11 protein-coding genes are annotated in these 18,224 nt (G+C 34.5%); 4 read left to right on the plus strand and 7 right to left on the minus strand.

What is annotated here, in order from left to right:
* Positions 1 to 8 precede the first annotated feature (8 nt).
* Together KKI44_RS11135 and KKI44_RS11140 are read left to right on the plus strand one after the other, a co-directional pair.
* Positions 9 to 371, plus strand: a complete 363-nt coding sequence (locus KKI44_RS11135; RefSeq protein WP_214591039.1) for a hypothetical protein — start codon at positions 9 to 11, stop codon at positions 369 to 371.
* Position 372: 1 nt separating this feature from the next.
* Complete coding sequence (locus tag KKI44_RS11140) at positions 373 to 1,281, plus strand: helix-turn-helix domain-containing protein (RefSeq protein WP_214591040.1); 909 nt, start codon at positions 373 to 375, stop codon at positions 1,279 to 1,281.
* Here the strand turns inward: KKI44_RS11140 and KKI44_RS11145 are convergent.
* The 5 genes from KKI44_RS11145 to KKI44_RS11165 form a co-directional block, all read right to left on the minus strand.
* Entirely contained in the window at positions 1,274 to 1,744 is a 471-nt protein-coding gene (locus KKI44_RS11145; RefSeq protein WP_214591041.1) for a hypothetical protein, read from the minus strand. The genes KKI44_RS11140 and KKI44_RS11145 overlap by 8 nt on opposite strands.
* Positions 1,745 to 1,752: 8 nt before the next feature.
* Entirely contained in the window at positions 1,753 to 2,484 is a 732-nt protein-coding gene (locus KKI44_RS11150) for an SDR family NAD(P)-dependent oxidoreductase (protein ID WP_214591042.1), read from the minus strand.
* 656 nt (positions 2,485 to 3,140) lie between these two features.
* The gene (gene yajC / locus KKI44_RS11155) at positions 3,141 to 3,503 is read right to left on the minus strand and encodes a preprotein translocase subunit YajC (RefSeq protein ID WP_214591145.1); all 363 of its coding nucleotides are present in this window, start codon (positions 3,501 to 3,503) and stop codon (positions 3,141 to 3,143) included.
* 10 nt (positions 3,504 to 3,513) lie between these two features.
* Positions 3,514 to 4,029, minus strand: a complete 516-nt coding sequence (locus tag KKI44_RS11160) for a DUF1573 domain-containing protein (RefSeq protein ID WP_214591043.1) — start codon at positions 4,027 to 4,029, stop codon at positions 3,514 to 3,516.
* Positions 4,030 to 4,040: 11 nt separating this feature from the next.
* Entirely contained in the window at positions 4,041 to 4,946 is a 906-nt protein-coding gene (locus KKI44_RS11165) for a transcription antitermination protein NusB (protein ID WP_214591044.1), read from the minus strand.
* Positions 4,947 to 5,037: 91 nt separating this feature from the next.
* Here KKI44_RS11165 and KKI44_RS11170 point away from each other — a divergent pair, with 91 nt between their 5' ends.
* Together KKI44_RS11170 and KKI44_RS11175 are read left to right on the plus strand one after the other, a co-directional pair.
* Entirely contained in the window at positions 5,038 to 6,699 is a 1,662-nt protein-coding gene (locus KKI44_RS11170) for an ABC transporter ATP-binding protein (RefSeq protein ID WP_214591045.1), read from the plus strand.
* A gap of 99 nt (positions 6,700 to 6,798) precedes the next feature.
* A complete protein-coding gene (locus KKI44_RS11175) occupies positions 6,799 to 7,134 on the plus strand; it encodes a DUF3276 family protein (RefSeq protein ID WP_002976288.1) in 336 nt (111 codons plus the stop codon).
* A gap of 704 nt (positions 7,135 to 7,838) precedes the next feature.
* Here the strand turns inward: KKI44_RS11175 and KKI44_RS11180 are convergent.
* Both KKI44_RS11180 and KKI44_RS11185 read right to left on the minus strand, forming a co-directional pair.
* Entirely contained in the window at positions 7,839 to 8,123 is a 285-nt protein-coding gene (locus KKI44_RS11180) for a hypothetical protein (RefSeq protein WP_214591046.1), read from the minus strand.
* Positions 8,124 to 8,129: 6 nt separating this feature from the next.
* A complete protein-coding gene (locus KKI44_RS11185; protein ID WP_214591047.1) occupies positions 8,130 to 18,167 on the minus strand; it encodes a SpvB/TcaC N-terminal domain-containing protein in 10,038 nt (3,345 codons plus the stop codon).
* Positions 18,168 to 18,224: the final 57 nt, after the last annotated feature.

Below are 18,224 nucleotides of genomic sequence, written 5' to 3' on the forward strand. Positions count from 1 at the left end.
AAATTACTATGAGTAAAAGTGCTAAAACAATATATGTGTTTTTTATTTATATGATAATATCGGGTTTAGGTTTCGTATTTATACCAAATATTGTTCTAAATTTGGTAGGACTTCCTGCTTCCTCTGATATTTGGGTAAGAGCTGTCGGAATGATGACCATTCTGCTTGGTAGCTATTATGGAGTAATGGCAAAGAATGAAGTTAAATCATTTTTTTATGCTGCATCCTATGGAAGATTAACCGTTATTTTATTTTTTATAGGTTTTGTGCTTTTTGACTTAGCCCCTTTAAAACTAATAATGTTTGGCGTAGTTGATTTATTAGGAGCAATCTGGACATTGAGAACTCTTCGTACGGAAAATAAAGAATAATATGGAAAATAAGTTTATAAGAATTAGTTCTATTTCAAAATTTCATCAACTTTCAAATTTATCTAAGCCGAAACATCCTTTAATCAGTTTAATAAATTTAAATGAAGTTGTTGCACAGGATTTCGAAAGTCCAATGTCTATTATACTTGACTTTTACACCATTTCACTGAAAAAATGTATTTCTAACAAAATAAAGTACGGACAAAAAGACTATGATTTTGACGAAGGGGTAATGGCATTCTTAGAGCCGGGTCAGGTTATCTCAACAACAGACAAAGATAATAAAGCGGAAGGATGGTGGTTAATCTTTCATCCAGACTTTATAAGGCAATATCCATTGGCAAAGCAAATAAAGGAATATGGCTTTTTCTCTTACTCAGTTAATGAAGCACTGCATCTTTCTGAAAAGGAAGAGAATATGATTGAACTTATCTTCAAAAATATAGAAGAAGAATATAATACATCTATTGATAGCTTTAGTCAGGATGTTATGATTTCCCAATTAGAATTATTACTAAATTATTCTAATAGATTCTATAATAGGCAATTTATTACAAGAAAAAACAGTAATAATGATTTACTGATTCGGCTCAAAGATTTATTAGATCACTATTTTCGTGAAAACCTTGTTTTGGAAAAAGGTCTTCCCACAGTACAATATTTAGCAGACAGTTTAAATATTTCTCCAAATTATCTGAGTGACATGTTAAGAAATAGTACAGGTCAAAACACTCAACAACATATTCATGAGAAAATAATCGAATTGGCTAAAGATATGCTTACTTCTACCAATTTAAGCGTTAGTGAAATAGCTTTCAAATTAGGATTTGAGTATCCGCAATCGTTTAGTAAATTATTTAAAAATAAAATGAATGTTACACCTAACGAATTTCGCCTAAAGTTTAATTAAAAAATTCATTTAAATTTTCAATCATTTTTAAGCAAAAATCGATGCTGTTTTCATCTCTTAAATGATTGATGAGTAGGTATAAATTGTTAACAATATCATCAACAGATAAAATTAAATCATCGTTAAAAAATTTTCTCCGCATTAAGTACATTTCCAAATTAATATAAATATATCTCAGATATTCAACATTATTAATTTTTGAAAAACACTCGCAGAAAACGTAGGATGAATTATATTTTCCTTTTAATATAAATTGTGTAAAATCTAAAAAATCTGCAATAAAATATAATTGATGATCTTCCCATGTAAAAACTTCTTCTATAAAATCATCATGCTGTTTTGCTGTAAAATGATCTAAAATATTTTTAAGATACGGAAAATGATCATATTCAAAATTTTCCGAACTGTCATAAGAGCTTATATTGTCAATATAAGTTTTAATTTCTAAAAACTGATCATTCATAGTATGAGTTAAGGAAGTTTCGCCACCAAACTTTCAGGCAACATTTTCAAAATCAGATAAATGATTTTCCATTTAAAATTCGGAACAATGGTGAAAGAATTTCCTGCGTTTACGATATGTTTTGCCACATAATCAGGCTCCATCATTAAAGATTCATTCAATTGTAAGCCTTCATTGATTTTTGTACGAATGTAGCCAATCACCAAAGTATTGACTTTTATATTTCTTGAAGCCAATTCCTGCCTTAAACCAGCCAAATACGTCGTAAAAGCAGCTTTTGTACTGCCGTAAACAAAATTGCTTTTTCTACCGCGAACTCCCGAAAGCGAAGACAATCCGATAATTCTTTTGAGATTTTTATTGTTCTTATCCGTTGCAATAATATTCAGAATAGAAACGGCTCCCATATAATTGACCAACATCATTTGCTGAGCGCCTTTGAAGTCTATCAAAGCGGTTTCATTATCCACTAAAAAACCTGCTGCATAGACCACAATATGAGGTTTTACAGGAAGCTCATTATAAAATTTCTGGTGAGAATCAAAATCAACAGCATCAAAAGATAAAACCTTCACTTTGGAATTCAGATTATGTTCTGAAACAAATTGTTCTAAAGATTTTGTATTTCGGGAAGCGGCAATAATGGAAAATCCTTTGTGCACGTATTGTTTCGCTGCCTGTTTCGCGACATCGGAATTCGCGCCTAAAATGAGAACGGTATTGTTTGTGTTTTGATTCATGGGGCAAAGATAACTTAAACCACAAATAACACAAATATTTTCACTAATGGCACAAAGATTTACCGCCATTTTTGTCATTTCGACGGAGGAGAAATCTATTTTTTAAACCGTTAAGATTTTAGTTGAGAAGTTAAGATTATTAAGGTAGGAGCTTCGCTTTTAATATTTCAGAGTTTTTGTAAAACACAAATTTCACGAATGTTTTTTCACAAATAAACACAATTGCTAAATGCTCTCCTGTCATTTCGACGAAGGAGAAATCTATTTTTTAACCGTTAAGATTTAGTTGAGGAGTTAAGATTATTAAGGCTGGAGCTTCGCTTTTGATTTTTTCAGAGTTTTTTTAACACGAATTTCACAAATGTTTTTTCACGAATAAACACAATTGCTAAATGCTCTCCTGTCATTTCGACGAAGGAGAAATCTAATTTTTACCATTAAGATTTTAGTTGAGGAGTTAAGATGATTGAAGTAGATTCTTCTCTCCGCTTCGCTGCGGTCAGAATGACAATCCTACGTTAAAAATAATTGTAGGTTAAATTTCTACGAAGGATAACCTTTCCGGATATTAAAATAGAAAAATATTCATATAAAAAGTTTCGGCGGGGTGAGCAAAGCTCACCCCGCCGAAACGAAATATTTTAAAAACTGAAAAATTACTTTTTCTCAGTTTCGATTTCTTTTTTGTCTTCTGCTTTATCAGAAGTCTTGGATTTATCTCCAAAACGCGCTTCCGTAAATTCTCTGGAAACGGCAGCTTTTTCGAATTTCAGCTTTCCGGATAATGTTTCGATAACGAAACCATCGTCCTGAACCTGAGCAATTCTTCCATGAAGTCCGGAAGTAAGAACCACTCTTGTTCCCACTTTAAGAGTTTCCTGGAAGTTCTTCTCCTGCTTCTGCTTTCTCATCTGAGGTCTGATCATCAGGAAGTAGAAACCTACCACCATCACCCCCATCATGATCATCATCATTCCTCCGCCGCCTTGTGGCTGTGCCTGTAAAAATATGGATAACATGTTCATGATCTTATGGTTGAATATTAGCAGTGAAATTGATTCGGATCGGAGCTTTTTCTACGTTTGCAAAAACATCTGCAAATTTGTTAACATTTCCGTCGAAGTTTGTAGAATCGAAATGCAAAGTAATCTTTCCTTTTTTACCCGGCATAATCGGGTCTTTAGTAAAATCAGGAGCTGTACATCCGCATCCGGGCTTTACTTCAGAGATAACCAAAGGATTTGTTCCGGTATTGGTAATTTCGTAAACGTGCTCTACTTTATCACCTTTTTTAATTTTTCCGAAATCAAAATTGTTTTCAGAAAGTGCAACCGTAGTTAAAGGCTGATTGGCAGCCGGAGCCGCAGTTGTTTCTCCAGAAACCGGAGCTGCAGCAACAGAGTCTCCCGTTGTTGCAGGCATTGAAGCTGCAGTAGAATCTGTTGCAGCAGTTTCTGTTCCTGTAACCTCTTTATTTTCTTTTTTGCAGGAAACAAATCCAAAGCCTATGACAGACAAAGCAATGATGGATAATGTCTTTTTCATATGAAGATAATTTATATTCTGTTTAAATCTTTACAATATTTATCTAAAATTCCGTTAATGAAAATATTGGAGCGGTCTGTTGCGAAAACTTTTGCGATCTCGATATATTCATTAATGATGACTCTTGAAGGGGTGAAAGGAAAATTGTCCAGTTCCGCCATTGCCGTCGATAAAATGACTTTATCCATGAGAGAAACTCTTTCAAGATCCCAGTTTTCCAGTCTTTCTTCCAGTTTCTTTTCGTTGTTTTCCCAACTGTCCAAAGTATTTCTAAGAAGCTTCATTGCGAAAGTTTTATCGTCTTCGTCTTTAATCATTTTAATTAAAGTACGGCTTTCTTCATTTTCTTTCAGGAAACCGATGGTCTTCTGCACCATTGAATTCGCGATGTGGATATCATCATACCATGAAAGTTCTTTATCACCAAGATAATCATGAAAATCATCGTTTTCGGCAATATATCTTAAGAATAATTTCCCGATAAACTTCTGATCTTCCTCAAAAGAATATCCTTCTTCTTTCATAAAATCCTGATAACGCTTTCCGGCAGACATTCTCTGGAAAGTTTTTACCAAAAGATCATCATGCAGGTCCCATTTCAATTGCTTGTGCTGTCCTGTGAAAAATAATCTCTCAGGATTTTCTTCCAATTTAATTAAAACTTGATTGTTGATGAATTTTTGGTTAGGATTAATGTCAGCATCGGTTTTGATGTATTTGTTTTTACCGATCTCAATCTGATTTTCAGCCAGTTCTTTCAGCGCAACCAAAAAGTTTAACTGATAGATGTAGAGATAATAGATTTTCTCTATTCCGGCAAACATATTTTTCTCTAATACATCAAACTTTACAGGATTCTGGTAATAAGAATACACAGTCTGTACTACTTTTTCACGGATTTGTCGTCTTCCTAACATTCAAAGAGCTTTTTTATGGGTGCAAAGATACGAAATTTAAAATTTATGAAATTCGTAGTCTGAGGTGATTTTTGTAATTTTGTGAAACTTTATGAAAGCGCTAAAAACATTAAACCCCTATTTCTGGAAGCACAAAATATTGTTATTCTGGGGAGTATTATTCATCATTGCAAGTAATTTTTTCAATATATATAAGGTTCAGTTTGTAGGAAAATCTGTAGACGAGCTTACGAAAAACGGGAATTTAGGTTTCAACAGACAGGTTTTAGTCTATGTTGCCATTATCGTCGGCTGTTCTTTACTCACCGGATTTTTCACCTTTATGATGCGGCAGACGATTATTGTGGCTTCAAGAAGAATAGAATATGAGCTTAAAAATAAAATCTACAGACATTATCAGGATTTATCTTTAACAGATTATAAACAAACCACGATCGGAGATTTAATGAACCGTTTGAGTGAAGATGTGGTTGCAGTAAGGATGTATCTCGGTCCGGGCGTGATGTATGTTGCCAATTTAATTGTTCTTGTGGTAATCACAGCAATTTATATGCTTACTACGGATGTCTCGATGACACTCTGGACTTTGCTTCCACTTCCGATTTTATCTTTTGCGATTTATAAAGTAAGTTCAATTATCAATCAGAAATCGAAGATCATGCAGAAAAGCCAGTCGGCGATTTCCACTTTTGTACAGGATAGTTTTTCGGGAATCCGCGTGGTGAAATTTTTTGCAAGGGAAAATTATATCAAAAAAAATTATGGTACGAAGGTAACCGACTATCAGAACAAAGCTTTGGATCTGGCAAAAACGGAAGCCTATTTCTTTACGATTATTTTATTTGTTATCGGTTTGCTGAATGTTGCCATTATCTGGATCGGCGGACAGAAATACATTGCCGGAGAATTAAGCATCGGTAAAATTGCCGACTTTTTCATGTATATCAATACGCTTATTTTTCCTTTCTCAATGGTTGGCTGGGTTACCTCCGTGAATCAGAGAGCAGAAGCTTCCATGCAGAGAATTAACGAATTCATGGATAAAAAATCTGAAATCGTTAATAAGAACTTCGACAATTATGAAATTAAAGGTGATATTGAGTTCCGAAATGTTTCTTATGTTTATCCGAATACGGGAATCAGAGCTCTGGATAATTTAAGTTTTACTCTTAAAGCCGGAGAATCTCTAGCAATCATGGGAAAAACAGGAAGCGGAAAATCTACGATTGCCTTGCTTCTCTGCCGTTTGATTGATCCTACGGAAGGTGAAATTTTAATTGACGGTAAGAATTTAAAGGAACATAATTTAGAAAACTACAGAAATGTCATCGGATATATTCCTCAGGAAAGTTATCTGTTCTCAGATTCTATTGAAAACAACATCGGTTTTGCGATCGACAGACCTTCTCATGAAAAAGTGGTGGAATACGCTAAAATTGCTGATGTTGATAAAAATATCGTTGAATTTAAGGAACAGTACCAAACCATGGTTGGAGAGCGTGGCGTTATGCTTTCCGGAGGTCAGAAACAGCGAATCTGTATTGCCAGAGCGCTGATTAAAGATCCGAACATTATTATTTTTGACGATTCTCTCTCTGCTCTGGACACTGAAACAGAACAGAACATTCTAGAAAATATAGACCGAAAAATCCGTAATGCAACTTCTATAATCATCACACACAGAGAGTCTAGCGCACAGAGAGCCGACAAAATCCTCAACTTAACCGAAATTAACAATTCCGTAACAGCATAGCAGAATCGTTCACAAATGTTAAATAAATCATAAAAAAAATTTTGTGATTAAAAGAAAACTTTTATATTTGTTCTTAACAAGATTAAAAAATATCTAACAATGAGTGAATACAAGGAACGCCATGAAAATGAAATTTTCACGAAGGTGTTAAAAGCAGGGAGAAGAACTTATTTCTTTGATGTGCGCGAGACGAAAGCAGGAGATTATTATCTTACGATTACCGAAAGCAAAAAGAATTTCGGAGAGAATGGAGAAGCTACATTCGAGAAGCATAAAATTTACCTTTACAAGGAAGATTTTAAGAGTTTTCAGGAGATGTTTAATGAGTCCACAGATTTCATCATTAACGAGAAGGGTGAGGATGTAATATCAGAAAAACACGACAAAGACTTCAAAAGCAGATCTTACACCATCGATTCTGACGACGAAGTTTAAAAAAGAATAATTCTAAAAACACAAGCATCTGAAAAAGGATGCTTTTTTTATGCCTGTATTTCTTAGCAGAGCATATTTTTCTTTTTACTGAGGAAAATTAATTATCCAAATCTAAAATCTGTCATACAAATAATTGTGATAGATTCTATTACAGGCACGGATTACAAATCCGCGCTATCGGGCTTTTAGTAAACTATTTCCTAACTTGAACATTCATAATTAGATTATTATTCTCTTTATCCTGTGTTAAATCTTCAAATAGCATATAAAAAGAAAATAGCATGGTAAATATCCCTAGGCACATACCGCCTATTGACCTCCAATATACCTTTATGCTAAATGCATTAGCTTTTATGGTTACTAACTTTTCTTTGTCATATGATTTAAATATAATATACGAAAATACAAACAATACAAAACCTGAAACAAGGATTAAAAAAAATTTGATTACAAAATGTTCCTTTAAATATTCATCCATTATAAAATTTATTTTGAGTTTTCTAAATGTTAATGACTATGCATAAGACATTAAGCAAAAATAGTAAATCCTTTGTGTGCATTATAATAATAGAGATTCTGTAATTACATTTTTTATAAAATCCCTCTTAAAACATCTATTTACAACAAAAACTTTGCAGATTGCAAAGTTTTTGTTGCGATTACAGGCACGGATTACAAATCCGCGCTATCGGGTTTTTAGTAAACTATTTCCTAACTTGAACATTCATAATTACATCATTATTCTCTTTAACCTGTGTTAAATCTTCAAATATCATATAAAAAGACATTAATATAATAAGTAATCCTAGGCACATGCCGCCTATTGAGCGCCAATAAATCATCCTACTATAAGTATTCTCTTTTATAGGCTCTAACTCTTCTTTTTTATAAGATTTTAATATCCGATATGAGAATACAAATACCCCGATTCCCAGTAATAAAAACACAAGAAATTTAACAAAAAAATGTTCTCTTAAATAATCATCCATTTTAAATTATTTTGAGTTTTCTAATCTGATCGATTCTTTTAACCTTGCCACTTCTAAAGCTCGTTGCTTTTTTGCTTCTTCTTGTCTCACTCGTTCAACCTCTAAACCTCTCGCAGTATCAAGTGCTTTATCATTTGCCGTTTTTGCTATAACCCCCGCCGTTTTCTCACTAGGTTTTGTTGTTAGTTTATTTATACCATTTCCTAAACCAAATGTAAGAACAAAAAGCGCAGTTCTCGCTGTGGCGGAACCATATTTTTCCTCCCTTATATCCATTACTACATTCATTCCCGTAGAGACATACCCAATAACTTCTCCAGCCAACAAGAGTGTTCCACCCGCTCCAGCTGTTGGTATTGCCGTAGTTGCTCCTGCAACATCTAAAGCAATACTCGTCCATTCCAATACATCTGCTACTGTTCTCCAAGTTTTGTGTTCATACTCTATTCTAGTTTCTCTGCTTCCTGAAGTATAATATATTCCATCTGGAGTTTTGAATGTCCGCCCATCCATCGCTATATTGTCACGATTTATCCAATCTGTAACAGTTCCATCAGGGTTTAATATAACACCCCAAGATGGATGCCCATCTGTCGTCTTTTGTAAAATAGGAATATTGCTTTCTCCACTCCCATCTAAATGTGAATACCCCGGTACATTTTCACTACCATCAAACCATTTAAAATGACCTGTTTCAGAATTCACATACCAATCTTTTCCGTTTGGATCAACATATTTAACAGGATTACTATTACAATAATTATATGGTGAAATGTAAGGATACTTCTCTGCTAGCGGATCCACATTCAACCAAAGAGAAACTCTCGGATTATAATATCTTGCTCCATAGTAATAATATCCTGTTTCGCCATCCATTTCCTTACCATTAAACTTGTATTGGCTGTTTAAGTCATCCTTATAATGGTTTTCCACGAAGATTTCTCCACTTGGGAAATACTCCATATTCTGGGTTACTTCGCCATCTAATCCGGTAATGAAAGAACTGCTGCCCAAATGATCGGGATGGAACCAATAGATTTCCTTCTCCTCAACATTACTTGCATACGAAGATACGCAATTTCCGGTATATCCTCCATTCTGCCCATAATTTACTGGCGGAGTAAGGTTATTGGTCTGCATAATCACCAGATTGCTTTGGGTAGCCGTCTGCAAGATCTGGTTAGAAACATTCACAGGATTAATTGGCGGTGTTGTTCCTCCAAACGGGATGATAAGCCATGCACAGTCAAATGCTCCTACATTTCCGCTGTTTCCGTTTTTAGACTGTATTCTCTGGCTTCCTGCAAAATAATGCTTGGTGTAGCTTGGCTCCTGTAACATTCCGTTCTGAAGATCATAGGTAAGCTTAAGTGTAATCAATCCGCTTGGATATATCGATGCTTCATGAATGGTTTCGCCACTTACTTCTATATGGTCGCTATTGTATTTTCCTATTTTTCCTTTAAACAGAACATCTTTTATAATACGCTCTCCTCCTGCATCATAGGTATAAATTGCCGCCCCATCTGCTTCCGGTGTTGTAGGATTGGTATCTACAAATCGTAAACGGTTTTCTTCGTCCCACAGATACACCGCTTTTTCTTCCTGATTGGTACACGTCTGCTGCAGGATCTTCGTAGGGTTTCCTTTAGGATCATATTGATAATCCTGGAATTTTACTCCCGGATCGTCCGGATTACAGCATGTAGCATTCGGGACAACATTCGGTTCATCTATAATTCTGGATGGCGCATGCGGATGCGAAGGATCCTGATATTTATAGTTCAGACGGTAGGAAGTCGGTTCAACAGTAGCCCAGTTGTTAGAAGTAGTACCTTCTACCCACTCATGCTTTTGCGTTTTGCTCATGATATTATGCATATTATCATACGTCATCCCTACGGTGAAACGGTGTCTCTCTTCTGTAGGAACGTAAATAATATTACCCTGAGAATCATAAGTTTCCTTCATTTTAATCCCTCTCCAGTTCCCTGATGAAGACGTAAGACGGTACAGATCATCATATCCATAGGCATAGTTGGTTCCTCCTCCTAATAATCCCTGTACCACAGGTGCATTGTTGTGTACCTGCATTACATTAGATACCACATCATATTGGTAAATGTTCTGCATAAAGTATCTGTTGCTGTTTTTAGCATACATTTTAAGCAGTCTTCTACGGTTGGTTTCGTATTCATAGGTTGTTTCCGTACCATTTCCATACTGAAGATAAACTCTCTGCTCAAATTTATCATACCCCAGATTCTTTATAATGTCTCTGCTGAAACCATCTTTTACAGAGTTCATCTTGAAAAGATTACCTGCCTTATTGTAGGTGTATTTCACTTCTTCTCCATCCGGATAGGTGATTTTTTTCACACGGTTCCATGTGTCATATTCCCAAGATGTTCCAAACCAATATACTCCGGCATCCGGAACGGCAACAGAACGGCGTTGGTAGGTAAGTTCTCCCAGTCTTCCGTATTTCAGATATTGCGTTCCTGTAGCATCTGTCTGATACCAAAGTCTTCCCACTGCATTATTATCCATGGCAGATGCATCCATTGCAGCTCCGTAATAATATTTTACATTATTTTCAGGATAAACAGGATAGTTTACTTCTTTCAGCCTTGTATAATCATACTTGTAATTAACAATTTCATTGGCAGCATTGGTTTTTGAATTCATATTTCCTGCCGGATCATACTTATAAGTGGTAATGCCACTATCAGGATGCTTGTATGAAATTCTTCTTCCTAAATCGTCATATTGTGACGTCGTGATATTTCCTGCCACATCTTCCACCTGAAGAATCTGTCCGATCGCATCATGCGTGAATTTTGTTTTAATATCTCCGGTGTTCGAAACTTCCCAGACAGAAGTTGTTCTGCCTTTGATATCTGTATAAGACTTTTTAATGCTTCCCAGTTCATCTTTAAAGGTGGTTGCAAACATCTGTCTTCCCTGTACATCATCAGCAAAGCCATATTCTATGGTTGAAAACAGGTTTTCTCCCGGTAGTTTTGTATACACTACTCTATCCAATACATCATACTGATTAATTGTTGGCTCAGTAGTGTCCACAGAAGCATTGTACAAGGTGTTTCCACTTCCTAGGTTTTCTGTTGTAGGATAGTATGTTTTTAACGCTCTTCCGAAAGCGTCTGATTCTACTTTTCCGGCAACAATATATTTAACTCCATCATTATAAATATCACCCGTTTTCTTCACCTGAATAGCTTTACCAAAACCGTCCGCAATGGTGATGGTATTAATGGTACTGTCAGTATATTCCGGATCATAATGTTTTGTTATGGCGTAAGACTGTGCATTGGTAGCATTAAGCGGAGCATCGGTAATAGGGTTATATTCAAACTTTATTGTCCAAGGAATATTATTGAACATTTCATACGGTCCTGTAATTTCGGTAGTTCTTGCTTTTGCATCATACGCAAACTTCATTGGCTGCAAATTCATGTCTTCCGTAAGCGTAGGTACACCAAAACGGAAATCGTACTGCGTTTTGCTGGTGTATCCAAATGCGTCCTGAACTTTTACAGGATAGGTCTTCACATTGTCGTCATACGTATACAGATGGAAAAATCTTTGGTTTGCACTGTTTGCAGGACCTGTAGATTTTGTGATATTTCCATATACATCATATTCAAACTCATACACAGAGTAATCTACTCCTTGATTTTTGATCACCATTTTCTTCAGATCACCTGTTAAATAGTTGTAATCTGCTCTTTTTTCACGTGTAACGCCAGTTGCAGTATTTTTTACTGTTCTAGGAGCAATGACATATTTCCCAGGAGCAACTTCTTCGTAAGTAACTTCAGATATGATCCCATCCGATCCTAACACCTGTGTTGATCCACTGATATCGAAATCCCCAAAATCGGAAACTAATTTGATATTTCCCCATTGATCATATTCATCTATTATTGTTTTTGTTGATTTTTTTGCAACCCCTGTTCCTTCATAAAATTTAGAATCTGTATTCTTAAGCGCAACAAAATAAGCATATTTATTAGCTGTTTTTTCATTTTCTTTTGTCAGAACAGTTTCATCAATATTAAATCCATGTAAAACAGGGTTACCATTTACATTTTCTGTATATTCATGAATACTTCTGATACTGTAATTATTATTTTTCTCAGTCCAGATCTTGTCACCAGCATCTAAAAGTTTTTCATTCAGTAAGTTTCCTTTTAGATAGTAATTCGAGTTATTAAAAGTCTGGATGGTTTTTCTGTAAATCACATTTGAGGAAATTCCTCCCTGTTTTGTGTCAATCTGATTAACCGTAACTTTTTCAAAACCATAGAAAGTACGTTCTCTTCTGCTGTGATAAGGATTTGCATACTGAATGGTAACTTTTGAAACATCAGGGCTGAATGCATTATCTCCGGTAAATCCATCATTGGTAGTAACCGTTTTTAATACATATTTGCTTTGTGGCATATCGTACGTATTACCAACTCTCTCATATTCCACTTCCCAGCTTCCTCCGGATGGTGTAGTTACTTTGCGAAGGAGGTTGGTGGTGCCGATACTAGAATATTTCACAATAGCTGCATCATTGTTGAAGTTACCATTGTTATCTATTTGTGACTTTAGTAAATCTGGAAACCCGTCGCCATTAATGTCTGCTATTTGATGTTGTACATTACTATCTCCTTCACCGAAACTAGTACTTGGATTAATAGAAATTTTAAGAGAGTTTCCCGTTGTACCAATAGGGATCAAAACAGATGCCGTAAATCCAATATTAAAATTAAATCCTCGTGAAATATCTTTTGAAATGGCAGAAGAAGCATTCCATGGTATAGAAATAAATTTATTCCCTGTATTAAGTAAAACACTTATATTCCCTCCTGAACTACTTACAAGATCAGCTAATCCATCATTGTTTATATCCAACAATGATGTTTTTTGGTTATTTATAGTTTCTGATTTTCCAGCTCCAAAAGATATACTTGCATTAAACAGGCTTATGCCTTTAGGTAAATTACTGGTTATAGTACCACCAATAGATGCTCCTACTCCTATATTGGAAGAGTTGGTATCACCATTTCTAAAATCATTAAAAGAGACGTTTTCAGGCGCGGCAAAAGAATACCCTAAATTAAGCTGAACTTGACCTCCTTTATTCACCTTATCTAATAAGCCATCTCCATTTACATCAATATAGCTGTATGTTGAAGTATCATTGCCTGAAGATTGTCCCGCAGAAAAATTTATTCCAGCTTCTGCTGCTTTCTCTGCTTTTTTATTATTTGATTCATTTGATTTTCCTGATAACGGATAGTTTTGTCCCATTCCAAATCCATTATTTTCATGATCTGTTCTATGGGGATTATCATTAGATCCTTGTAAAGATGTTGCAGACAGCATACCAATCATATTGGTAAACTGTACAGAATTCCCATTTAATACATCTGGATAACCATCTCCATTCATATCAAAATAATCCAATATATTAATAGTTTTACCACTAGATGTTGTTGTATTTAATACCAATGGACCCACTCCTGCACCTACTCCCCCATTAGAATTTGTAGTTTTTGATTGTTTAATAGGTGCATTGAAAACTCCTGAGGTATTAATTGGAGATCCTTGTGTAAGAATACTCATATCATTCATTCCAAGTCTTGAAGTAGAGATATCTAAACCTTTAACATATGTAGTTTTACTCAATCCGATATGCTTTTGGATATAGTCTTGATTTGCCTGATCGTTTACATCTTTTCCATTATAAGCATTCATCATTATGAATACCCTTTCGTTCAAAGGAGTAGAATCATTGGGATTAATTGGTGGGATTAATTTCATAGGATCAATTGACAGACTTCCATAATCGATCAATTGATTTTGTAACTGACTACAAGAAGTTGGCAAATTGCCATATCCTCCATGATAAATAAATTGTCCCCAGTTTCTATACATAGCTCCAAACCTTCCATCATCTTTTGAAAGATTGGTTGAAGAACCTGTTTGATAAATATTATCCTTATCTTTTCCGTATACATTAATCCCGTAAGTTGCAAATACTGTAGGAGCAGAAGTATTAAAATATACTGGCTCTCGCAATTCGACTTCTATATTGGGTGCACTACTATCTAATCCCTCATCTGAGGTTACATCTGAATAGCATTCTACATAATATTCATTACCTTGCGTAATCGATTGGTGAATTGCAAGGGCTTGAATTGAACTCATAGTACCCGTCCAATTTATTGTTGTAATCTGTGGCGAGCTAAAATTGCCTGTTCCTGTAGTTCTTGATCTTACTATAAAAGTATACTTTCCTGACGGCTTGTTATATAATTTTGCATAAAGTCCGTAATTTGTGCTATTTGTTGGGGGAGCAAAATGAGGTTTAAAAGTGGTAGGATTATTTGTCTTTAAATTATAGAACTGATAATCTGGAATGATTGGAAATTCGATGTTATCCCCATTATAATTTATCGTAAGTTTTAGATTATTAAAAATTAAATTTTCCCATTGTTCATTAACATTCGATTTTACCTGAAAATATATAATATCTCCTTCTGTTAGCGCTCCTGTATTAAAAAGAATAGAATTATTTCCACTATTATTATAAGGATATTGCAAGTTTCCAATTACGTTCACGGTTCCATTGGTCTGTTTTCTCAGGATGTCAATATTAATATCTCTTACGGTTATTGGTTTAACAAAAGTTCCTGTAATTGAGCCTGTATTTACATTGAAAGGAATCCCAATTCCATTTTTATTACTTACAAGGTTTGTATTATTAAACTGACGCAATGGCGTTTCGGAAGAATCATTGTATAAATAATATATATTAGCCAAAGGTGCATATATATACTCCATATTTACTGGCAATTCAACTATATCATTGTTTCCATTATCTATTGAATTTACTCTAAAATAAAAATAATCTCCTTGCTTAACTTCTATTGACGGTTGATTAATTGTGTAAACACTATTCGCTGAATTTAGTACTGTCATCGGAACAATAAAAGAAGAATTATTAGCTTGAAGCTTGTAATGCTGCAGACTTATTTTAACACCATCAGTACTTGATAAATTCTTTAATTTAAAAGATCCAATAATTTTAATGTATCCATCATATGGAGCTTTCCACACTTTCACAACATCATGAAGGGGGGAATTTTTATAATCTTCCAAAATATCATTACAATCGATACTTGGAGCACTTATAGCAGCTCCCTTATTAATAGGATTTGGTGTAAGTGAAACATCTGTTGTATATTTTAAAACTCCATTGTCTATTCTACCAAAATAGACCTGACCATTACTAACTATATCCTGAATACCATCATTATTAGTATCTGTAAAATAATTATATGTAAAATCTTTAGTTTTAGAGGTTCCAGATGATGCTGATGCGAAAACCATATCACTTGCTGTTGCTTGAATCCCAAAACTATTAGTAAAGTTTTTTGAATAAGAAAATGATTTGGAATTTTCCGGTGTAAAAAGAGTACTACCAAAAGAGCTCATATCCGGTCCCTTCTTTCTATATTTAAATACAGTATCTGGATAATTCCAATCCGTTTTTAAAATCTTATCAGGGAGTCCGTCACCGTCAATATCTGTCATAGAAAGTCTTCCTCCTCCTTCTCCCTCACTATATTGGTAATCCCCACCCACAGTTGCATTTTTGATTAGTGGATTATATCCTGTTTTATCTCCAGCTAATGCAATTCCAAATGTAAGAGCACCTCCAATCGTTGTATTTTTAGAGTCGCCATGTCCTAGTAGAGATGAACTATTTATTCCTGCATCATTAGTAACCGCATCGATAATTGTTTCACTATAATACTGCGAAGTTTCAATATTATTAAAATACTCCAATCTATTAGCATAAAAAACCTGATCATTTGCATCTTTCTCCGTAATAGTTTCTAACAGAGATTTTTTAAAAGCTCCTTCTTTGTAACCAAAATCATAACTTCTTACCTTATCTGTACCATAAAGAATTACAATATTTTTTAGCTTTTTAGACATAACCTGCACAAATCCTAAACGAGCATTCACTTGTACATCCTGTCTCTGGGAATCATATTCAAAATTTATGAAATATTTTTTTAGTGAAGGGTTAGAATCATTTTTAGTATATTCTATATTTTTTATATAATACTCTATACCTCCTTTACCTATTACATTTTCGGTAGAAGTATATGGAAATTTATCATATGTATACACCACGTAATTTCCATTGGTATCTATGGTTTTATACAATGCCCAATGTCCTATATTTTCTTGTGCATCTTTTAAATAATACTGTTGCGGGTTATTGGCAGTTCCATCATTTCCAAAAATACTTCTCGTTCCATTTTTGGAAATTACCTCCCACCAATATTCTTTAGGAGAGTTTCCGTGACGTATGATTTTACTGTATCCACCTTCTATTCTCGGATAAAATCTTTTTGTATTATCCGGCTCCAAGTTTGCAGACCTGCTTTTCTCAAAACCCTCATTTCTGTTAGGCAAAACATAATTATCTCCTACTTTAAAGGTTAATTGCTCTCCCCCCAAAGTATAAATCTCAGTTTCAAAGTTTTGGTCATAAGTAGGAACTCCCCATCGTGTATCAATGGAAATCGATGGAATAGAAAGATCCCAGCCTAATCCTAACCAGCCATTACCGCCTTCGCTGCTGTAATTTACGGATAACGATGGCTGCATTCCGCCTCTTCCTGCTGGTAGTTTAATTGGAAAACTTGTATTAACAGCTCCCATATTGTTCGCGGTAGGTGGTGCAATAGAAACTATTCCTTCTGTTGGATTAGCAGCTTTAATGTCTTTTATGGAATTAGGAGCATAGCTTCCTGTTTCCGGAGATTCGGGAACTTTAATGATCCCGTTTACCATATCCGTAAAATGGGTTGTTTTAGATACAATAACATTGCCACTTTTTTGAAGAGAATCTCTTTCGGCTTTCTCTAAAGGAATCCATTTTTTCTGAGTAAGATCAAAATAAAAGGTTTTGATATCCTGTTCGGTATATCCTGCCGGTATTTTAGATTTATCATATCCAATGGATACTTTTGCCGGCACCGAAAAATTCTCTCCGTGAGGTAAAAATCTATATCCGAAATGATCTGCCGTTACATTTACCATTTCAGGAGTAAGAGCAGGCATATCAATATCTCTGAGAGCAGTAATGGAATATACTGCAGTATTTTTCACAGAACTTCCTTCTATTTTTAAGGTAGCTGAATTTAAACTTAATTCTTCTGTCTGGCTTTGAGCATTTATATATTTAGAATTGGTTTGCCCCACATATGAATTCGCAAATTCTGAAGGAGTACTCTTTTTATCCGAAGCAACTATACGAAGATTTCTGATTTTGTAGCTGTAATCGGAAGAATTAGGAATTGTAAATACAATAATATTTTTGCCTTCTTTAACAGCCGTTGCTTTTACCGGCTCTGTTTGGTGTGTCCAAAATGTTGTTTTTTCCAAGTTTTGACCTCCTACAGCCAATTCATCATTGATAACTTTGCTTACCTGCTTATAATCTTTTAATCCATAAAGATCATATTCCAAGCTATATTGTTTTTCAGATCTGATTTTTTCATTTACTGTAACATTAAATATGTTATCATATATCTGATCTATCGGATGTTCGGAATCTTTTCCTATAATTCCTTCTTTTATATCAGAAATATACAACCCTGATACCGGCTGATTAATAAAAGCTTTTTGTCCGCTAATCAACTTTTTATTTCCATTTCCTGATCGATTAAGGATATCTTCAGAATCAATATTTTTCTCATTTGGATAAGAAATAGTATTTTCTAAAGTCTTATCGGTTGCTGAAGTTTTTTCAGTATTCTTCAAAAAGCTGCCGTCATTTTGAACAACAGTTGAATAATGAAAATCTGCACCCGGTAAAGTTTCTTTGGGCTTATTTAAGTACGCTGTATTTGCGTAAGCATGAACTTGTGTCCATGAAGTAAGAAAAACCAGAACTTTTACAATTTTAGGATTTTCTCTTAATCTACTTAATATCGAATTTCTCATTTGTGTATATGCTTTTCTACTACAAAATGATTACCTGTAAACTGTTGAAAGAATTTC

It is taken from the genome of Chryseobacterium sp. ZHDP1 (assembly GCF_018603435.1).
GTDB classification, from domain to species: Bacteria; Bacteroidota; Bacteroidia; order Flavobacteriales; family Weeksellaceae; genus Chryseobacterium; species Chryseobacterium indicum.

Bases quoted from the DNA above. Each gene is read 5' to 3' on its own strand.
- yajC (WP_214591145.1), bottom strand. From the start codon at position 3,503: ATGTTATCCATATTTTTACAGGCACAGCCACAAGGCGGCGGAGGAATG.
- KKI44_RS11160 (WP_214591043.1), bottom strand. From the start codon at position 4,029: ATGAAAAAGACATTATCCATCATTGCTTTGTCTGTCATAGGCTTTGGA.
- KKI44_RS11140 (WP_214591040.1), top strand. From the start codon at position 373: ATGGAAAATAAGTTTATAAGAATTAGTTCTATTTCAAAATTTCATCAA.
- KKI44_RS11165 (WP_214591044.1), bottom strand. From the start codon at position 4,946: ATGTTAGGAAGACGACAAATCCGTGAAAAAGTAGTACAGACTGTGTAT.
- KKI44_RS11135 (WP_214591039.1), top strand. From the start codon at position 9: ATGAGTAAAAGTGCTAAAACAATATATGTGTTTTTTATTTATATGATA.
- KKI44_RS11145 (WP_214591041.1), bottom strand. From the start codon at position 1,744: ATGAATGATCAGTTTTTAGAAATTAAAACTTATATTGACAATATAAGC.
- KKI44_RS11180 (WP_214591046.1), bottom strand. From the start codon at position 8,123: ATGGATGATTATTTAAGAGAACATTTTTTTGTTAAATTTCTTGTGTTT.
- KKI44_RS11170 (WP_214591045.1), top strand. From the start codon at position 5,038: ATGAAAGCGCTAAAAACATTAAACCCCTATTTCTGGAAGCACAAAATA.
- KKI44_RS11185 (WP_214591047.1), bottom strand. From the start codon at position 18,167: ATGAGAAATTCGATATTAAGTAGATTAAGAGAAAATCCTAAAATTGTA.
- KKI44_RS11175 (WP_002976288.1), top strand. From the start codon at position 6,799: ATGAGTGAATACAAGGAACGCCATGAAAATGAAATTTTCACGAAGGTG.
- KKI44_RS11150 (WP_214591042.1), bottom strand. From the start codon at position 2,484: ATGAATCAAAACACAAACAATACCGTTCTCATTTTAGGCGCGAATTCC.